Origin of the sequence: Chelatococcus sp. HY11 (assembly GCF_018398335.1) — a bacterium.
Taxonomy (GTDB): Bacteria; Pseudomonadota; Alphaproteobacteria; order Rhizobiales; family Beijerinckiaceae; genus Chelatococcus.
Window position 1 is genome coordinate 1,569,607 of the sequence record NZ_JAHBRX010000001.1, and the last position, 19,413, is coordinate 1,589,019.

A 19,413-nucleotide genomic window follows, 5' to 3' on the forward strand; every position below is an offset into this window, starting at 1 on the left:
TAACGTGGCTGAGGCGACGTTGACCACGATGAGCAAGACGATCGGGAGGATACAATTTTGCCGTTGAAATCCCGCAACTGATACCGCATGACATTCATGTGACAGTCGCAATGGTGCTCTGGCGAACGGGGACGAGCCTGTTTCTGAAAGCGCGCGCGGCACGACTGAATCTGAATATTCGCGCCTCTGGATATTCATGCGTGCCATCTAGGGAACTAATATCGCCATTCATGTCGCGAGTTCGGGAATGGAAGACCTTCATTATCGCGAATACAAAATACTTCTGCGGCCGGAGCGTTTCTTCAATCCTCAACAGTTCGAGGTTTTCTGGAAGAAAATCTGCGCCATCGCCGCCAAGCATAAGGTCAATGTCGAGACCAACAAGAACGCTTTCCAGCGTCAGGTTCGGGAAGTCCTGTTCTACGATACGAACGACCATGCGCTGTACAAGAACGCGTTCATTCTGCGTCGCCGCACCTTCTATACCGATGGCTGGCCAGACCCCGCGCATGAACTGACGTTCAAATATCGCCACCCCAATCTTGACAGCGCGGCGGCCATCGATATGACGCCGCATCTGCAATGCAGCGCCGCCATCAAGTTCAAGGAGGAGATTCTTCCGCTCAAGGACAGCCTCGGGGGAATGCGCAGCCTTTATTCGCATAATTGCGTGCTGATAAGCCCCGGCCTCGAGCTGAATCAGGGCATAGAGCATATCGCGAATGTGTTTCCCGCGCTTGGCCAGCTTCGCAGCGGAGCCGGCGCATCCAAGATCAAGCTTGTCAATAATCTCTCGGTCGAGGAAGTGCAGGTGAATGTGGGCACGTTCTCCTTCGGCCGCGACCTCGACGCGAAGGCGACAATCGCGGTATGGCGCAACCGCGCGAGCGAAACACCGCTCATCGGGGAATTTGCGTTCCAGACCAAGTTCAGTCGGTACGACGATCTGCATGCCAAGGCTAAGAAGCGCTCCGAGGACTTCTTCTTGGACGTACAGACGCAGGAGCCGGAGTGGGTCGCCCTGGGAACGACCAAGACCGCACTCGTCTACGGCCTCGGCAAAGCCGTGACGGTCGGCCACGAATGATCGCCCCGGCATCCACCGACACCGGCCAGCCGGCGCGCGTCGGGCTGGCCGAAATCTTTCTGACGTTTCTGGTCATCGGCGCCACAAGCTTTGGCGGCGGGGTCGTCGCCTATCTGCGCAACAGTCTCGTCTTGCAGAAAGGATGGCTGGATGAGGAGCGCTTCCTGTCAGCGCTTGAAATCGCCCAGACGCTTCCGGGGCTCAACGCCACGAACATGAGCGTCATTGTTGGCGACCGGCTGCGCGGGCCGATCGGCGCTTTCATCGCTTTCCTCGGCATGACGCTTCCCGGTGCGACACTCGTGATGGTGCTCGGCGTTCTCTATGCCGCGCATTCCCACAATCCAGCCGTCAATGCGGCGCTCGTCGGCGTCGGCGCCGCCTCCGTCGGCATGCTGTCGGCGGTCACCTTGCAAATCGGCCGGAAACAGTTCGGCTCGCTGATCGACATCGCGATCATTGTCGCGACGATCATCCTGGTGAGCTACTTCCGCGTTTCATTGCTTGTCGTGCTATTCACGGTGGGACCTGTCGCCGTCTTTCTCTATCGGCCAAAGGCGCCGACGCGATCGGCGACCGCGGACTCATCGGGTGACGCTGCGCCCAGCGCCATAGCGCGTGAAGCCTCGAGGGCCCGTGGGCATGAGTGATTCAAATCTCAGCGTCTTCGGCGTTTTCTCGCTTCTGTCGGTGCTCGCCGTCGGCGGAGGAACAGCCGTTCTGCCAGAGATGAAGGAACTCGTCGTCAACAGCCATCAGTGGCTTAACGACGACCAGTTTCGCGACATATACGGCCTCGGCCAGGTCGCACCCGGACCCAATATGCTGATGGTGCTGGTGATCGGTTACCACGTCTCCGGCTATCTCGGGGCGCTGCTTGCGTTCACCGGATTTTTCCTGCCCGCGAGCCTCATCTCCCTTGGCGCATCGCGAGTCTGGGACCACTTCGAGGGCTCGCCCTGGCGGGAATCCCTGCAGAAGGGCCTGGCCCCGCTCGTCGTGGGCCTGATGGCGGCCGGCGCGATCGCCATCGCGCGCACTGCGATCGAGGGAGCCGCGACGATCGCCATGGCGATCGCCGTCTTTCTCGGCGTCTATTTCGTCAAGCGCGTGAACCCCGCCCTTTTCATTCTGGCGGGCGGGGTCATCGGCTTTCTCGCACTTCAATAGGGCGTGACGCCTATAAGGTGCGACGACTATCCGCGGCGGGGCGACGGCTGGGTCCGGTTGGCGCCCTGCCGCGTCAGCATCCAGCCGGGGTATTCCGGTGACAGAGCGCTAACCGCATCAAGCGCGGCCAAATCGTCAGCCGAGAGCTCAACCTCGGTGGCGCCGATATTCTCCGTGAGCTGAGAAACACGTTTCGCGCCGACAATGACGCTCGTGACGACGGGCTGATGCAGCAGCCAGGCCAGCGCGACCTGCGCGATGGTCGCGCCACGTGCCTCGGCGATCGGTCGTATAGCCTCGATGATCGCATCACCCCGATCGCGCGCGACAGGCGGGAAATCGAAACTGGCGCGACGGCCCTCGCCCGCACCGGCGCCATTACCGGCATATTTGCCAGACAGGAGGCCACCGGCAAGTGGGCTCCACACCATCAGACCTACCTTCTCCGAGGTCAGCATCGGGACGATCTCACGTTCGAGATCACGACCCGCGAGGGTGTAATAGGACTGCAGCGAGCGGATCGGCGAAAGGTGGCGACGCTCCGCTATGCCCAGCGCCTTGGCCACATGCCAGGCCGCCCAGTTCGACACGCCGATGTAGCGGACATGCCCATGACGAACTAGGATATCGAGCGCCTCCAGCGTCTCCTCCATCGGCGTCACAGTGTCGAAGCCGTGGATCTGATAGAGATCGATATGGTCGAGTTGGAGACGCTTCAGGCTCGCCTTGACCTGGTCGAGAAGATGGACGCGCGTCGCGCCGGAGCCGTTGGGACCTTCACCGACACGACCGAAAGCCTTGGTCGCGATCACCACCTGGTCGCGTGCGACACCAAGATTGCGTAACGCCTGGCCGGTGATCTGCTCGGACATTCCGGCGGAGTAGACATTCGCCGTATCGATGAAGTTGACGCCGGCGTCGAGCGCGGTGCGGACCAGTTCGTCGGCCTCGGTCTGCTGGAGGCCGCCCATATTCTGCCAGATGCCTTCGCTACCGCCGAAGGTCATGGTGCCAAGGCACAATTCCGAGACAAAAAGGCCGGTTTGGCCAAGAGTGTTGTAACGCATTGCTGGAATCCCTTGAGATAAAGCGGGCCCCGACACGGAAAGCGCGAACGGGCAAAACAACAGTGATGGAACCGATAAGGATGATTGTGCCGCGATCAGGACGCGATACATTTTGAGGAGACAGGCACAGCGTTATCGTGTCCGAGGCTGGTAGAACGACGAAGCAGCTTGTCAGTCGTCCCAGGACACAACGACCGATGGGGCAGATCTCTCCGCCGGGCCGTGAAAGACAGCTTCGATATTATTTCCGTCCGGATCGAGCAGGAAGGCGCCATAGTAGCCCGGATGATAATCACGCAGGCCCGGCGGCCCGTTGTCCCGCCCACCAGCGCCGAGACCCGCCTGGTAGAAGCGATCGACCATCGCACGATCCGTCGCCTGGAAGGCGAAATGGACATGGCTTATCTGCTCGGACGTTCCCTCATCGACCCATAGCTCGTCCGCGAAGAAATAGCCGTCGCCATCGACGATAGGAACGCCGACCGCTTCAAGGACGGCACCGTAGAAGCGCCTGGAGGCACCGAGATTCTGAACCTTGAGATGGAGATGATCGATCAGGCGGCCGCGGTGCAATTGCATAGGCAGGATCTCCCTATCGGTTGACCGATCTTGCGCCTATGTCGTGACGGTGGGCCCGACCTGCAAGGGTCGGACGACGGACTTTCTCCTCTCCTCGCTTGCTTACAGAAGCACAAGTACCCCCTGCCCCGGCCGCCTACTCGCTTTTTGGCAAGGCCGTGGCCCGCAACCTGCGCAAAGCCTGCCATGGCCGCCCGTCGATCGCCGCGAGGCCAAGTCCGATCAGGACTATGCCCATCACATGCTTGGGTAGCAGGGTTTCGTCGAGAAACAGAATGCCGAGCAGGATCGCGCTCACGGGGATGATGAACGTCACCAGAAGCAGGTTCGTCGCCCCGGCCGTCGCGAGAATACGGAAGAACAAAATATAGCCGAAAGCGGTCGAGATCGCGGCGACGCCAATGAGGGCCCCGATCGCCGCGAGGCTGGGCATCGGGAGTGTCCACGGCCGATCGATGGCAAGCATCAACGGGAAGAGCAGAATGCTGGAGGCGATGACCTGCCCCGCCGCCGTCGCCATGGGCGTGACGCCCATCCGGTGGAAGCGGCGCCCGTAAATGCCGGCCAGCGCATAGGACAGCGCGCCAGCCAGGCACATCAACTGCGCCGTGACATGAACACCGAGCTCCTCGACCGCGTCGAACCCGATCATCACGGCCACACCGGCGAAGCCGATGAGGACCCCGGCGAGCCGGCCACCGCTCATCTTCTCGTCGTTGGTCAGCAGGTGGGCGAAGATCACGGTGAAAAGCGGGGCCGAGGCGTTCAGGATGGAGGCGACACCCGACGCGATATACTGCTGGCCCCATACGATCAGCGTGAAAGGTATGGCGTTGTTGAGCAACCCCATCCCGAAGAAAGCGGCCCAGACGCGCCGATCCCTCGGCATCCGTGCTCCGGTCAGCTTCAGGATGATGAGCAGCATGACGGCGCCCAAAGCCACGCGGGACACCACGACGGTGAACACCGGCAGCTCACGAATGGCGACGCCGTTGAAGAAGAACGAACCACCCCAGACCGCTGCCAGAGCAAGGAGCATTCCCCATTCCAGCGCTGTCATCGGCCGGTTTCTCGAGGGGCGTTGAGACACCACATTTCTCCATGCCAAGATCCAGCCAATGTTCAGGCGGCGAACATGGATGCACCAGAGCCTTCACCGCACGCTATCCGATTCTTGCGCCGGAACCGCTCCTTGTGCCGGAACCTGTGCAAATCTTAGCCAACCGGCGCCACTCTCGGGCAAAACAAGGTGTCGACCGGATGCCCCGCGCCGGGAAGTGACTTAAGTCCGCGGCTCCCTCCCTGGGAGAACGACGCCACGCCTTGACCATGGTCTCACGGTAACGTTCGTGCTGGTGTATCCCGATTGGGTTTCACCATCGCCGCCGGGTCCGGGAAAGCTCCGATCCCCTGCGGAGACGCAATGTGGTGCTTGCATGCGCAGGCCATTCCGGGGACAATTCCTTCTTGATTCAATGAGCTAGGATTCTTCACTCAGCAGATGAAGTCGACACGCCGCAGAGCTGCTAGAAATGGGGAACCCCTGCGTCAGGTGGCGGCTTTGCCGTTTCGTCTGACGGAAGGCGGCGAAATCGAGGTCCTGGTCCTGACATCACGCGAAACGCGTCGTTTCATTTTGCCCAAGGGCTGGATCGGACGCCGGCACAAGGCTTGGAGATCAGCCGCCCAGGAAGCTCGGGAAGAGGCAGGCGTGATCGGAAAAGTGAAGCGCAAGCCGATCGGAAGCTACATTTATTGGAAGCGCCTATCGGATCACTTCGCGCTCGTCGAGGTCGATGTCTACCCGCTGAAGGTCCAGAAGCACCTCAAACGCTGGCCGGAGCGACGCCAGCGCGTTCGCCGATGGCTTCCCATCGGTGATGCAGCCCTTCTCATTGATGAGCCACAGCTGCACCGCCTTATCGAGACATTTGGCGACGGCGGCACAGCGACGACCACCAAGGATAACTAGGCCGCCCTAGCTGCGTGATGACGGTCGACTGATCCACAGGGACGGCAGGCTCGTAGACAAGGCTGACATGGCCGTAGTCATGAAAGCAGGTTTACGGCGAAATGCCGCGACAGGCGTTGCACATGGTCTCGCGGCGAATGACCTCATGGGCTCATGCTGCGTCATAAAAGGTCAGATCGGATACCTCATCGATCCGTCCGATAATGTCCTGCGAGTTCGCAATTCACCTATTCCGACTTCGTTTCCCGCAGAGAAACGCCGCCGCATTGTGTCTAAATTCGCGGCGTTTCCGAGACATGCACCCGATACACTGGAGGTGAACGTCATGCTGCAGGAGCAGAAGGTCGCATCACGGCGGCCAGCCGATCTTGTCGATCCGTTTGATGCCGTCGGCGTTCCTATGATCACGTTGTCCTAGTGGATCGAAGATCGTGGCCGATATCATTGTTGTGGACGACGACCCCTCACTCCGGGCCATGCTGGAAGATGGCCTTTCGCTCGCGGGCCATACCATTCGCACCGCGGGAGACGCTCCCGCGCTCGAAAAACTTCTCGCCAGGCCCGCTCCGGAACTGGTCGTTCTGGATGTCGGCTTGCCGGGGGAAGACGGCTTCAGCATCGCCCGACGGCTAAGGCTTTCCCATGGCTTTGGCATCATCATGCTGACTGGAGCCGATGATCTGATCGACAAAATCACAGGATTGGAGGCCGGGGCTGATGATTACATGACGAAGCCGTTCTCGCTGCGCGAGCTCTCTGCAAGAATGGATGCGGTGCTGCGGCGTCGGCGCGTTCTCGACGCCGAAATACTACCGTTCGGGGTGTTTTCTCTCGATCTCAAGAACTGGAGACTGCTCGATGCCAATGGGATCGAGCTTCCCCTGTTCCCCACCGAAATCGACCTCATCGCGGCCTTCGCCATGAACGTCGGGCGGATGCTCAGCCGCGATGAAATCCTGCGGCTGGCACCTGCCCACGGAGAAGATCCGATGGATCGAAGCATCGACACGCGAATAACGAGATTGCGGCGCAAGCTTAAAAGCGCGAACCATGACTGCGATCTCATCCAGACGTCGCGCGGCAAAGGCTACATGTATCGCGGTCCCAGCCGGGCGATACAGCTCACGGCCACCACGCAACGCGCGGTTCCGCGTCAGCCTCCCTCCCTCTCCCAATCCTTGCGGGAAGCAGCGGGAAACTCGCTTACAATATAGCCCGAAAGTGGGGCGACGAGAACGCAGGCCGGCATTTGCGACCGCGTTTAACACCGCTGTCGCTCAGCACCCCATCAACGCGGCTCACTTTCACCGTCGATGCCGAGGGATCGGTTTCGGCCGCGCATGATATGCCTCGCCATGGCCTCCACCGCGCCCACCGCGTCACGCTTCTCCAACGCCGTGATGATGGACAAGTGGTCTTTCATGGCGAGCGGCAGCAAAGCCATCGTCAAACGACCACGTTCCTGGCGGACGAGGCTCAGTTTCAAGGAATTCACGCGGTAGGCATCTGAGATGATGGCATTGCCGAGGGCGTCGACGATCGTCGTATGGAAGTTGAAGTCCATGGCCTGCGCCTCAGCCAGAAAGACCGCAGGGTCCTTGTCACCAAGACCACGCTCGCAAGTCGCCAGAACGGCCTCATGCATGCGTCGCCAATCGGCGATTTCCTCCGCGGAAGCAGCAATGGCGAAGGAAGCGACAGCCTCCCGCTCGATCATCGCGCGATACTGGAAGGCGTCGCGGATGAGATCGATCCCGACATAGGCGATCTGCATGCCACGGTGGGGCACCGTCATGACGAGCCCCTCAGCTTCAAGCCGCGAGACCAGCTCGCGGACGACGCCAACCGGAAGGCCCGTCAACTCCACCAGCTCGCGCTGCGAGACGAACTGGCCGGGACGTACGGCATGGGCGAGAAGATGGCGGGTGAAGGCTTCGTAGGCTCTCTGACGCGAGGACTGTTGCTCGGATATGACCATTGTCGTCGGCCCCTATCCCTTTGTCGCGCCACGCATGGCACCGAAGAACATCTGCCGCTGGACGATCCACGCGAAGGCGAGGACCGGTATCATCTGCAGCGTCGCAGCGGCGAATACCTCGCCCCAGGTCGCGGTCCCCTCCCCGATGCCCGACAGCATATCGGCCAGGACGACCGGTGCCGTGACGGTGCGCGACGTCGTCAGGATCAGGCCGAACATGTAGTCGTTCCAGGCAAAAAGGGCGACGAAGATCGCCACGGTAATCATGCCCGGCCAGATCAGCGGCATGATGACCCGCAGGAAGGCCTGCAGCCGATCGCATCCATCGAGAAAGGCGGCTTCCTCCACCTCAAGCGGCACATTGTCGATGAATGTCTTCAGGATCATCACACTGAGACTGACTTCGAAAGCCGCGTAAACGAGGATCAGCCCGATCCGCGAGTTGTCGAGTCCGATCGTGGAGAAGATCGGGAAGAGCGGCACGGTCACAACTAGCGGCGGCAGCATCTTGATCACGAGGAGCGCGCTGGACGAACGACCCACACCGTGTTGTGGCAGCCGGGACAGGGCGTAGGCCGCCGGCAGGCAGACGGCGAGAACGAGAGCGATAGCGCCGGCCGTGACGACAGCACTATTCGCAAGTCCGAGCTGGAATTTCCCCCAGCGCATGCCGAGGCTCGTGTAGTTTTCGAGCGTGGGCCAGAAGAAAATGACCGGCCGATAGGAGAAGATATCCCGTCCTTCCTTGAAGGAGGAGGCAATGACGACAATGATGGGGATGACCGCGATCGCCATGGCGATCGCGAGAACGATGCGGTCCAGCAGGGTAACGGAGGTGCGACTGTCCATCTCGGGCTCCTGCTCAGGCCGTGTTGCCCGCCGCGTCCCGATAGAGACGCAACATGTAGAGGGATGATGCGACCGCCGTTAGCAACAGCATCAGCCAGGCGATGGCGGCGGCCTGGCCAAAATTCCAATAGCTGAATCCAGTCTTGTACAGGTAGATCGACAGCAACTCCGACGACTCGAGAGGCCCGCCTTTCGTCAAGATCCAGACGGTTCCGAACGCCCGCATGGTGATGATGATGCGAAAGATCATCGCTATCAGCAAAGCCGGCATCAGAAGCGGCAGTGTAATCCGCCAAAAACTTTGCAGCGCCGTGGCTCCATCGAGATCAGCCGCCTCATAGATGTCCGGCGACAGGGCGGCGCGCACGGGAAACAGCATGATCAGCACATGCGGCATGCCGGCCCAGAACTCGATGAACGCCACGGTCGGCAATGCGAGCGCTTCCGACGACAGCCACGGAAGGCGCCCGAGGCCCATCATTTCCGTGAGGAAATTTATCGGGCCGACATTCAGATCCAGAAGGTAGCCCCACATCGTCGCCGTCACCGCATGGCTCATGGCGATCGGCGCGATCAGGCAGGCGATGATGATGCCGCGAAAAGCGCGCAGGCGAGCCAGGATGCACGCGAGCCACAGGCCGATGACGACCTCGAACGAGACAGCAATTGTGACGAACAGGAGTGTCCGCCAAGCCGCCATCCAGAACTCGGCCGCCGATAGCGTCGCGCGGTAGTTCGCGAGACCGACGAATTGCGGCGTGCGCCCGACGGAGTAGTCCGTGAAGCTCAGATAAAGCGCCCAAATCTCGGGAATGACGATGACGGCGGTGACGAAGAGATATAGCGGCGCGACAAGTGACCAGCCCCGCGCGACCTCACGGAAATCGCCCCGCGCCCCACGTCGGCGTCTGGCCGGCCGAGCCAGCGCGAACTCTGTCACGACGTGATCTCCACGCGCGGCACATCCACAAGCAGCACGTGGTCTTCGTAAGGCCGCTGCTTGAGCGTTTGCGGGTTCGGCTCCGGCTCGCCGATGGGGGCGAAACGGTCTTCCGAGCCCTCCCAGAAATGTACCGCGCCATCGCGATCGGTGAAGGCTGCGGCACAGCCGATTGCTGTCGGAATGAGGTCCGGCCAGACCGCGCTGTCGTGATCCCTGGACAACACGCGATAACGCACGCGCTCATCCGCGATGATCAGGACAAAGAGCCGCCCCGGCTCATCCGTTGTCGCGTGCACCTCCCATCGTTCTTCGCCGCGCTGGCAGCGCTTCAACAGGACGCATGCGACCGCGCCTTCTCCGGCAGCCGGCGCGGGCTGTTGGGCTTCGTCGAAGGCGAGGATCGAGCCCGCGGCGTCGAAACACACCTTGCCCATGACCGCATTCGGCCGCTCGTCGTCCAGCGCCACACGCTGTGCTTCTTCGGAAGGGGCGATCCGGGCCCAGGCGGTATGCTCGCGGAGCGCGGATGCAACGGCGTTGCCGCCTCTGACGAGCGTGGCACGCGTGCGACCGTTGGACAGGCGATCGAGCGCCAAGCGGTCGCCGTCCCGGGCGTGGATCGGGATGGTCTCCTCGATGAGCTGCAGGCAGCGCAGATAGTCGCCATAGCGGGACAGATCGAGGATCTGACCGCCGGCCTCGATGGCGGTCCGCAGCGCGGCCGGATCAAGGGTTGTGAGGGAGCCGCCGGTCGCCAAGGCGAGATGAGCGGCGGTTCCAGCCCCAAAACCCATCTGCGCGCAGGTGGCCATCGCCCGGTAGGAACTCAGCGCCATCTGGTCGCCGGACAGGGAACGGCCCGGACAGAGCAGGTTGTGCATTCCCTGCGGCAGCATGGCGCGAAGGGGGATGTGATAGGGCTCCACCATGTCGGTGATGCCCGTGCCAGCGCGCTTGTCCGTATCGGGCCAATGGAAATCGAGATGGTAGGTGCCGACCGCGACAGCATCGTCGAAGACTGCCGCGTGGCGGACATCGTCCTCGGTCAAGGTCGCACCGCCGACGATGCGTCGCCCTTCCCGCTGGCCGATGGCCCTTGAGACCGAGGCCAGCGTATAGGTCGCGAGTGGCTTGCCGCCACCCGCGGCATGCCTGCCCCGGTAGCCCCGCGTCTGCAGATGATAGATCAGCCCCATCATTTGCCGTCGGCCGTGGATCTCCGCCTCCGACAGGCTGAAGCCATCGGCGGCGTCGAAGCCGACGACCTTCATCTTCACCTCGATCCGTCCGTCCGCGAAACCATGCAGCGACGTCATCGGCAGATCATCGTCACTGTCCCAACGCGGGCAGCCTTCCGGGAGAAAAGGGTGTACCGGCCGCCCAGTGTCCCACAGCGTGAAATAGAGACTCATCGGCAACTGAGCCAGGGCGCCGAGGTGACGCGTCGGCAAGCCGAGTATATCCGCCATGAGGGCATTGCCCGTCGCGTCGATCACGGCTCCAGGTTCAACGACCACAAGCGTGGGCCCCACGCTGATCAGCACCTCCGTCACCCAGCCCTCGCGCGCCTTGCCGTCGAGCGCCACGGCATGAAGCCAGGTCTCGATGCCAGCCTCGGCGACCATGTCCTGCAGATAATAGCCACAGCTCTCGAGATCGTAGGCGCGCCGATCATCGTTGCTGCGATAGGGATCGATCTTCCCAGCTCTTTCGAGCCGTGCGACGAGTTCGGCGAAAATCGCATTCACCCGCGCCGTGTCGCCGACGAAACCCGCGACCCCTCCAACTGTGCCCTGCCCGCCCAGGATATTGCTCTGCTCGACGATGACGACGGACCGGGAGGGATCCGCTCGTTTTGCTGCGAGGGCGGCAAATGTGCCCGCCATGCCGCCGCCGATGACAAGGACGTCAATGGCGCGGCGTACCGGGACCGTTCTGGACAGGGTATAGGATTGCATCGGTTCAGCCATGTCAGCAGGGTAGCCGCGCGGCGCGCACCGCGTTTACTTGCGTGTGGGACCATTCAAGACTAACGCCCATCCCGCATCGGCCATCCCCGAGGCGGCACGAGGACCGAACCCCGAACCCGGAGCCGATGCGGTCTGCGAATGGGCAACGCCCGTCAGCGATCACGACGCTTGTCGACGATCGTCTTGATGTCGGTCTCGGCGGTCTTCAGCGCCTCATCGACCGGCTTTTTGCCGATGATCGCAGCGACAGCCTCCTTCACGAAGATATCGCGCACCTGATTGGTGCCCTCGAAGATCGGCAGCGGCTGGGTCGCATTATCGAGAGCGGCCGTCGACGCCGACGCGTAAGGCGCGCCCTTCAGGAATGCCTCATCCCGCAGCGTATCGGCGCGGACGGGGCCATTGCCGTTCAAGGCCATCTGGAGCTGCACCGGCGCCGAGGCAAGATAGCGAATGAAGGTCTTCGCGGCCTCCTGATTGTCCGGCCGGCCGTTCTTGGGCAGCGCGGCCGCCCAGAACGCGACCTTGGCCGGGGCGTAGGTCTGGGGCGGCGTGCCGGGAATAGCGAAGAAGCCGGCCTTGCCGGCGATCCGGGACGACGCGGGGTCATTGAAGCGATTGAAGTAGTTGTCGCCGAACAACGACATGGCGACCAACCCCTCGCGCATCATGGTTTGAACGGAGGTCGCATCCATGGAGAAGAAATTGGGCGGAAGCGCGCCCTTGTTGAACAGGTCTTTCAGGCGTTCCACAGCGGCTTTCGTTTCGGCGGAATTGACGACCACCGCGAAATCATCGGTGAGAACATTCCCACCCATGGCCTTGACCACGGCAATGATGTCCTCGTCGGGCTTCAGCGCAAGCCCGTAAACCGGGGCGCCATCATCACGCTTGAAACTCGCCTTCTCCGCAGCCGTCAGGAGATCCGCGAAGGTCTTGGGCTCGGCGATACCCCGCGTCTCGAAGATCGCCTTGTTGTAGTGGACGATCTGCGGATTGGAGCGGATCGGTATGCCCTTCAACTGTCCGTCCAGCGTGTAGGCCGCCCGCATACGCGGGAAGATGGCGTCGAACTCCTTGGCTTCCGCCGATCCCGCCGGCGCGTCGAAGGTCACGAGCTTGTCCAGCACGTCGCGGGCCGGCCAACCGCTCTCGATCATGACGACGTCGAACTGGGAGCTTCCAGACGACAGCGCGCGCAGAAGATTCTGCTGCATCTGCGGCCAGGGAACGGTCTCCCAGTCGATGGTGATGCCGGTGTCCTTCTCGAATTTTTCCTGGAGGTTACTGCCAGGCACCTTCGGGTTGCCCTGCAAGGCCGCCTGGTGGGCCGAATTCGCGAAAACGCGCAATGTCGCTGCGTCAGCCTGGGTCGTTGCAACGGCAAAGCCGATACCCACGGCCACTCCAAATATCCACCGCATGAGATGATCCCTCCCGTTGTTCCGCTCGCGCGGCTTGTTTGGCTTCAACGCATGCGTCGGAACGCGCTCATCGCCAGCCTGAATCATCCCTAACCAATGAAGAGATTATCGTCAACTAACATGTTAGTCGTGAATAGCTCTATAAGCCTTATCAGCGCCATCCATCGACGCCGGGTTGCAGTCGCCAGCGTGCCGCGCGACAGCGCAAGTTGCGGCAGGCGCTTTCACCCGGCGCGAAGGTGCCAAACCGCGCTGGAACGTGAGAACGGAGCAATGGGCTGGAACAACGGGGCCAGTCAGCCCCGACCTTTGGAACATGCGCGCGCTCAATACGGCGTTGGCGTGGACGCATGATCATGTCGACGAGCTACGGCAGATCTGCCTCAAGGACAAATCGCTCGATCCCCTCGAACAACGCGCCCCACGCCTTTTCTTCCGGCAAGATAACGTGGTTGCGGCTTTCGAGCATGAGGAATTCGGCTTGCCGGATGCGGGTCGCGAGCCGATACCCCTGCTCGAGTGGTTGGATGCCGTCATCCCGCGAATGCGCCACAAGTGTTGGAACACTGAGGCGCTCCAGCAGATGGCTGACATCGAAGTGGTCGACCGCCAAGCGTATCGAAGCAGCGTTCTCTGGCGACGCTGTTTGCCGTTGAAGATCTGCCAGCGAGGCCACCTGCTCTCGGCTGCCATCGGGAATGAACATCGTCGCAAAAGCGTCCAGGAAGGGGCTGTTGGACTTACCCCAGCCATGTCGCATCAGCGTGAGCAAGGCCTCTCCCTGCTGCTTGTCGCTTTCCGCCCGGACAAGCCGTCCCTTCTCATACCCGCCCTGCAAAACCAAATGACTCACCTTGTCGGGATGCCGGCACGCAAAAGCGATGGCAATCGGCACGCCCTGTGAGCTGCCGAAGAGGGCAAAGCGCTCAAGGTGCGCGGCGGAAACGACAGCTTCAAGATCCTCGACGAACCTGTCGAGCGAAAAGTCACCGATATCCCACTCCGACAGACCGTTGCCGCGCTGGTCATAACGCGTCACTTGAAACCGCTGACTAAGGCGGTCAAGAAACGGCCGCCAGATAGGGCTGTGCCAGTCATGCTCCAGATGGGTCAGCCAATGCCCCGCCTTCACGAGACGATAACCGTTTCCACTCGTGGCATAGGCGATACGGGTACCATCAGCCGAGCGACAAAACGCTACCCGCTGATAGGCCTGCATAGGGGCCGGTTTTTTCGAGGGCTCGTCGGGCAACGCCGGTGAGATTGTTTCAACCGCGCCGACAAATCGAAAGCCTCGCCGGGGAATGGTTCTGATCCATTCCTGGCGTTTGCCGTCGTCTCCAATGACCGAACGAGCCGCGCTCACGCGCGCGTTGATTGCGGAATTCGATACGAGGCGACCCTTCCAGACGACTTCAAGCAATTCGTCGAGGGACACCACGCGATCGCGCTCCCGCATCAGATGAAGAAGCAGGTCGAACACCTGGGGTTCGGCATCAATCGGCCGGCCGCCAGCGAGAAGCTCGCGGGTATCCGTCGTCAGCTCGAATGATCCAAACCGGTAGCGCATGGCCGCACTTTACCATTGGGCACGGCTGCGCTGAAGCGTCTGACGCTCCCGACAAGAGAAGGACAATGGAAACACAAGCCAGGGGCAAGCAGCCGGCCAAGCGGGGAACAGGCCGCCGACGTAGGCTGCGGGACTGCCGAAACGGAGGCTGCGATGGTTGAGACTGGTGAAACGCCTATTCGCCGTGACCGGACTGGCGCAATCGACATAAGCTTCTATGCACGTCGCGCAGTTCACCTGCGGCGCGACGCAATGACTGACGAACGCAAGCGCTGCGCACAGTGGTTGCGAGGGTTGCTCATGCGATTCCGCAGATCGGGCTTGAGCCTGCCGCCGCGAGCGACGTGGTTTTAAAACGCTTGGCCAGCGGGTGATCATTGCCGGCACGCTGCAATACCGTTGCGACCCGAAGCATCAAAATGTCGGCGGTGTATTGATCCACAAGATCACGGCTTCGTCGGGGCCGGGATTATAGAAGGAATGCGGCGCCTCTGATCGGAAGCAGAAGGAATCACCGCGCCCGAGCACATGCGTCTGCTTGTCGATCGTCAGTTCGACGAAGCCTTCGATCACGAAGCCCGCCTCCTCGCCGATATGGGAATAATCGCCAGCCGAACCATGCCCCGCCGCTATGGAAATGAGATTACCCTGAAGCATCCGATCCGGTGAGTGCGGGATGATCTGTTCGATCCGAAGCCCCTGCTGGGAAGCGCCCAGATAATCAAGAGTGACCTCCTTACGGTCACTCGCCCGCACCACCATGCAACTCTCGGTTTCCGATCCGGACAGGAACGATGCCATGCTTGTTCCCAAGCCCGCCACAAGCTTGTGAAGCACGGAGAGTGACGGCAGGAGCCGCCCATTCTCGATACGTGAGACGAGGCTCGCGGAGCATCCCGCCTTCGCCGCGAGATCGACCAGCGTAAATCCCTGCGCCCTGCGCATGGTCTGCAGACGCCGCCCAAGTCTTGCCGCCTCCAGCGTAGGTTCAGTTGGCGTCGGGCTCTCCAAACCAACAGGGCTGATCGGTTCGACCACGACGGGCTGGCTGCGCTTCACTCCGGATCTCGACGTTGTCTCGACCGTGCCCCTCCCCGTGAGGGGCTGGGGCACCTTGGCCGTCGCTTTTGACCTATTCTTCATGGCAATCCAAATATCAGATCAGAACGCTGATGTTTACGGCCGCCATCCGGCCGGCGGCCGCAGATGGGCCTTATCCACCGTCTTCAAGTTTTCGGGCGTGATGCCGATCAGTGGAACATTGATGATCTTAGGTTCAGGCTTCTTTCCCTCCAACAGATCCGAGATCACGCGGACCTCTGTGCGGCCGATCAACACGGGCTGTTGCGCGACCACATAGTCGGCGCAGCCCGCGTTCATCATTTCCTCGGCCTCCTCGCCCAGCACGGAAAAGATGACGCGCGTTTTTCCACAACGGTCTGCCGCCTGGGCGGCCCGCGCAGCCCCAACGCCATAGACGTCATCCGCACCGTACAACATGTCCAGCTTCGGATGCCGTTGCAGGATCTCGCTGGCGCGCGTCAAAGACGTCGCGGCATCCTGCTCGCTCGTTGTCTCCGCGACGATCTTGATACTTGTCCCGGCGATGTCCTCCTTGAAGCAGCGAAGCCGCTCCGTCGCCCAGAACGATCCCGGCGGTCCGGCCAGGACACCCAGGCTGCCGCCAGCCGGCATGAGAGCTTTCGCGCCCTTTGCCAGTTCTCGCCCGATATTGCAGTGGCTCGACGAAACGGCAGCATCCGGCTCCACCGTGCTCGCGACGACGTTGACGCCGGCGCCAACCAGCAGGATCCCGGCGTCTCGCGCCTGCTGCACGACACCATTCAATGCGGCGGGATCGCTCGGATCAATCAAGATCGCCGCGACTTTCTTGATCGCCAGATTCGAAATCTGATCGAGCTGCTTGTCGATATTGGCATACCCGCCCGCATCCTGAACAATGACCGTGAAACCACGTGCTTTCGCCTCGTCAAGAATTCCGTATAGTTCGGCGGTGGGGTAAGGGCCCTTCAAATTGGGCTTCGACAACCCAATGACCTTCTTGGGCTGCTGAGCCTGAGCCGTCGAAGTACCCATTGATGCAATTGCCAGTATTGATGCAAATCCGGCTATCGATTTTATGATCGCTTTGGATATCATGTTTGGTCCCACTTCTGGTTATTGATTGCGATTCTTAACGAGGCACAGCTTCAGTGGCCCTGCTTTCTCCGGACATTGGCCTGGTCAAGCGCGACAGCGGCGATCAGCGAGAGCCCTATGATCATCATCTGCGTGTAAGACGAGATGTTGAGAAGGTTGAGGCCATTCGCGAGGATGCTGATGAAAGCCACTCCGAAGGCCACGTTCACGATAGAGCCACGTCCACCGGCGAGCGAGACGCCTCCGAGCACAACCGCGGCAATGGACTCGAGTGGCAGCGTCGCCCCCAGGGTCGGCTGCCCCGAGGAGACACGGGCGGTCAGGATGATCGCGCCTATCGCGGCGGTCAATCCGCAGATGGCATAGGCTATCACTCTGACCCGCTCGACATGGATCCCGGACAGCCTGGCCGCCTCCTCATTGCCGCCAACGGCGCAGATATGCCGGCCCAGCCTGGTATAGCGCAGCGTGAGTTCGGCAATGATCAGTGTCACGGCGGCAAGAAGAACCGGAATGGGCAGGCCAAGCCAGTATTGATAGGCAATTCGGCCAAACGCGGGAGGAAGCCCGAGTATCGGAACACCGCCCGCGAGATTGAGCGCGAGCCCGGCGGTCACCGACAGCATGGCGAGGGTCGTGATGAAGGCTGAGATGCGAAAGCGGGTTATGATCAAGCCGTTCACGATACCGACCAGGGCACCGCAAAGCAGCGCGGCAACAATTCCCGGCACGATTCCGAACTCACGCATGACGAAGGCCAGCACCACGCTGACGAGAGCTACGGTGGAGCCGACGGACAGATCGAGGCCGGCGGTGAGAATGACAAATGTCTGGCCGAAGGCGACAGCGGCGAGCGCGGCCGCGGCGATGCCGATATTTCGGAAGTTCGAGCCGGTCAGGAAAACATCGGACAACAACGAAAACACGATGACGAGACCTAGTGTCGCCACCGGCAACGCGATTTCCATGGCACGTTCACGCGCGATACGTCCCAATCCAGCTTTCCATTCCTCCCTTCCAAAGACTTGAAGTCTTTCACCGTAAGACTGCATGGAATATTCCCCGATTCATTATTGCAGCGCATCCGCGCCGGAACCACCGCTTATCTGTCATGCCCCTTGAACGCGGCCGCCAGGATCCGGTGTTCGTCGAACTGCTCTTCCGGAATTTCGTCCTGAATCGTGCCTGCGGAGACCACCACGATGCGATGGCAGAGGTGAAGCAGCTCCGCGTTTTCCGATGAAACGACGATGACGGCGGCTCCGCGCGCCGCAAGATCCTGTATCAGTTTATAGATCTCGGCCTTGGCGCCGACGTCGATACCCCGTGTCGGTTCATCGAAGATGTAGACGTCTGCCTCCGCGAGCATCCATTTGCCGATGACGATCTTCTGCTGGTTGCCGCCGGAATTCGTGCGAGCCGCTCTTGAAAGCTGCCCACGGAACTGCAGCTTCTGCGCCATGCTGGTCGCCGCCTGGCGCGCGCGCCGCCATGAGATCAATCCGCCGCGGCAATGGTCGGCAAGAGAAGCCATCAGCAGGTTCTCGTAGCCCGAAAGTCCGGTAACGAGGCCCTGATCTTTCCGATCCTCGGGAATGTAGGCGATGCCATTGCGGATAGCGTCGGCGGGCTTCCGGATGGCCAAACGATGTCCATCCTTGCGGATCTCGCCGCTATCGAGTGGATCCGCGCCGAAAATGCTGCGCATGATTTCCGTACGGCCGGCACCTACAAGGCCCGCGAAGCCGAGAACCTCTCCCGCGCGCACGTCGAAACTGATGTTCTCGAAGACATCCTTGCGCGTCAGCGCGGAGACAGATAGCCGGACATCGCCGATCCGGCGATTGCGCGGCGGAAACAGCTCGGTCAGCGGTCGCCCGACCATGAGCTCGATCAGTTCCCCGGTTCCGCGCAGTCGCGAGGTTTCGAGTGTCTCGATATGACGGCCGCCGCGTAGCACCGTGATGCGATCGGCGAGCCCCATGACCTCCGCCAGCCGATGCGATACGTAAAGTATCGTCGTGCCCTCCGCGCGCAAGCGACGCAGGATGCGAAGCAGGGCATCCGCTTCCTTGTCGGAGAGCGAGGCGGTCGGCTCGTCGAGGATAATGATGGGGGCTTTCAGGGCCAGCGCTCGCGCGATCTCCACGATCTGCTTGTGGCCCGTGGACAAGGACGACGCCCGCGCCCGCGGATCGATCTCGTCCTCGCAATCAAGGGCCCTGAGCATGTCGGCAGCGATCGCTTCCGCCTGCCGACGGCTGACGACATGCCGTCCGGCGCCGGAAGCCGGTTCATTGCCGAGCACGATGTTCTCGGCGACCGTCATTCCGGGGACGATCATGAGCTCCTGGAAGATGGTGACAATGCCGCTTCGGCGGGCAGCCCCCGGCGTGTCGAGGATGATCGGTTGGCCGCCGAGCAACACACGACCAGCCGAGGGCCTTGCGTCCCCCGAGAGAATGCGGATCAAGGTCGACTTCCCCGCACCATTCTCACCGACGAGGGCATGCACCTCCCCTCGCCGGATGACCATGTTGAGATTGCTGAGCGCCCGCACGCCGGGGTAATCCTTGCTGATGGCCTCAGCGGCGAGAATGGCGTCGTCACCGCCGGCGGAATTCATCGCTAGCATCATGCGCTG

The 19,413-nt window shown here is 61.4% G+C and carries 19 protein-coding genes; 6 read left to right on the plus strand and 13 right to left on the minus strand.

The genetic code is table 11. The features are described 5' to 3' along the window. Positions 1–247: 247 nt before the first annotated feature. Genes KIO74_RS07350 through KIO74_RS07360 form a run of 3 tightly spaced genes read left to right on the plus strand, consistent with a single transcriptional unit; the run spans position 248 to position 2,257 of the window. The gene (locus tag KIO74_RS07350; RefSeq protein ID WP_213331390.1) at positions 248–1,087 is read left to right on the plus strand and encodes a hypothetical protein; all 840 of its coding nucleotides are present in this window, start codon (positions 248–250) and stop codon (positions 1,085–1,087) included. After that, entirely contained in the window at positions 1,084–1,737 is a 654-nt protein-coding gene (locus KIO74_RS07355; protein WP_213331391.1) for a chromate transporter, read from the plus strand. The genes KIO74_RS07350 and KIO74_RS07355 overlap by 4 nt, the downstream gene beginning before the upstream one ends. Next, positions 1,730–2,257 carry a chromate transporter gene (locus KIO74_RS07360; RefSeq protein WP_213331392.1) on the plus strand — a complete coding sequence of 176 codons (528 nt, stop codon included), beginning with the start codon at positions 1,730–1,732 and terminating at the stop codon, positions 2,255–2,257. The genes KIO74_RS07355 and KIO74_RS07360 overlap by 8 nt, the downstream gene beginning before the upstream one ends. Before the next feature lie 26 nt (positions 2,258–2,283). Here the strand turns inward: KIO74_RS07360 and KIO74_RS07365 are convergent, their stop codons facing one another. The 3 genes from KIO74_RS07365 to KIO74_RS07375 all read right to left on the minus strand — a co-directional run bounded on the left by KIO74_RS07365 (position 2,284) and on the right by KIO74_RS07375 (position 4,942). Next, positions 2,284–3,324, minus strand: coding sequence for an aldo/keto reductase (locus tag KIO74_RS07365; protein WP_213331393.1), 1,041 nt, complete (start codon positions 3,322–3,324; stop codon positions 2,284–2,286). A gap of 171 nt (positions 3,325–3,495) precedes the next feature. After that, positions 3,496–3,903 (minus strand): VOC family protein, encoded by a 408-nt coding sequence (locus KIO74_RS07370; protein WP_213331394.1) that lies wholly within the window; start codon positions 3,901–3,903, stop codon positions 3,496–3,498. 136 nt (positions 3,904–4,039) lie between these two features. After that, positions 4,040–4,942 carry a DMT family transporter gene (locus KIO74_RS07375; protein WP_297258187.1) on the minus strand — a complete coding sequence of 301 codons (903 nt, stop codon included), beginning with the start codon at positions 4,940–4,942 and terminating at the stop codon, positions 4,040–4,042. Between the two features lie 513 nt (positions 4,943–5,455). Between KIO74_RS07375 and KIO74_RS07380 the strand changes: the two genes are divergently transcribed. From KIO74_RS07380 to KIO74_RS32425, 3 genes are all read left to right on the plus strand, one after another. Then, the gene (locus KIO74_RS07380; protein ID WP_349629156.1) at positions 5,456–5,875 is read left to right on the plus strand and encodes an NUDIX hydrolase; all 420 of its coding nucleotides are present in this window, start codon (positions 5,456–5,458) and stop codon (positions 5,873–5,875) included. Positions 5,876–5,942: 67 nt separating this feature from the next. Continuing rightward, on the plus strand, positions 5,943–6,293 hold the full coding sequence (locus KIO74_RS07385; protein ID WP_213331397.1) for a hypothetical protein: 351 nt from the start codon (positions 5,943–5,945) through the stop codon (positions 6,291–6,293). A 13-nt stretch (positions 6,294–6,306) separates the two neighbouring features. Beyond that, a complete protein-coding gene (locus KIO74_RS32425) occupies positions 6,307–7,089 on the plus strand; it encodes a response regulator (protein ID WP_213331398.1) in 783 nt (260 codons plus the stop codon). A gap of 74 nt (positions 7,090–7,163) precedes the next feature. On the opposite strand, the gene KIO74_RS07395 is transcribed toward KIO74_RS32425, so the two are convergent. The 10 genes from KIO74_RS07395 to KIO74_RS07440 form a co-directional block, all read right to left on the minus strand. Beyond that, entirely contained in the window at positions 7,164–7,853 is a 690-nt protein-coding gene (locus KIO74_RS07395) for a GntR family transcriptional regulator (protein WP_213331399.1), read from the minus strand. A 12-nt stretch (positions 7,854–7,865) separates the two neighbouring features. Beyond that, a complete protein-coding gene (locus KIO74_RS07400; RefSeq protein WP_213331400.1) occupies positions 7,866–8,702 on the minus strand; it encodes a carbohydrate ABC transporter permease in 837 nt (278 codons plus the stop codon). Between the two features lie 13 nt (positions 8,703–8,715). Then, positions 8,716–9,642 carry a carbohydrate ABC transporter permease gene (locus KIO74_RS07405; protein ID WP_213331401.1) on the minus strand — a complete coding sequence of 309 codons (927 nt, stop codon included), beginning with the start codon at positions 9,640–9,642 and terminating at the stop codon, positions 8,716–8,718. Continuing rightward, the gene (locus KIO74_RS07410; RefSeq protein WP_213331402.1) at positions 9,639–11,603 is read right to left on the minus strand and encodes an FAD-dependent oxidoreductase; all 1,965 of its coding nucleotides are present in this window, start codon (positions 11,601–11,603) and stop codon (positions 9,639–9,641) included. The genes KIO74_RS07405 and KIO74_RS07410 overlap by 4 nt, the downstream gene beginning before the upstream one ends. 164 nt (positions 11,604–11,767) lie before the next feature. Beyond that, positions 11,768–13,039 carry an ABC transporter substrate-binding protein gene (locus KIO74_RS07415; protein ID WP_213331403.1) on the minus strand — a complete coding sequence of 424 codons (1,272 nt, stop codon included), beginning with the start codon at positions 13,037–13,039 and terminating at the stop codon, positions 11,768–11,770. A gap of 367 nt (positions 13,040–13,406) precedes the next feature. Then, complete coding sequence (locus KIO74_RS07420; RefSeq protein ID WP_213331404.1) at positions 13,407–14,609, minus strand: alpha/beta hydrolase; 1,203 nt, start codon at positions 14,607–14,609, stop codon at positions 13,407–13,409. 414 nt (positions 14,610–15,023) lie between these two features. Next, positions 15,024–15,752, minus strand: coding sequence for a cupin domain-containing protein (locus tag KIO74_RS07425; protein WP_213331405.1), 729 nt, complete (start codon positions 15,750–15,752; stop codon positions 15,024–15,026). Between the two features lie 33 nt (positions 15,753–15,785). Further along, a complete protein-coding gene (locus KIO74_RS07430) occupies positions 15,786–16,658 on the minus strand; it encodes a sugar ABC transporter substrate-binding protein (RefSeq protein WP_213331406.1) in 873 nt (290 codons plus the stop codon). A 161-nt stretch (positions 16,659–16,819) separates the two neighbouring features. After that, positions 16,820–17,821, minus strand: coding sequence for an ABC transporter permease (locus tag KIO74_RS07435; RefSeq protein ID WP_213331407.1), 1,002 nt, complete (start codon positions 17,819–17,821; stop codon positions 16,820–16,822). A 50-nt stretch (positions 17,822–17,871) separates the two neighbouring features. Continuing rightward, positions 17,872–19,407 carry a sugar ABC transporter ATP-binding protein gene (locus KIO74_RS07440; RefSeq protein WP_213331408.1) on the minus strand — a complete coding sequence of 512 codons (1,536 nt, stop codon included), beginning with the start codon at positions 19,405–19,407 and terminating at the stop codon, positions 17,872–17,874. Positions 19,408–19,413: the final 6 nt, after the last annotated feature.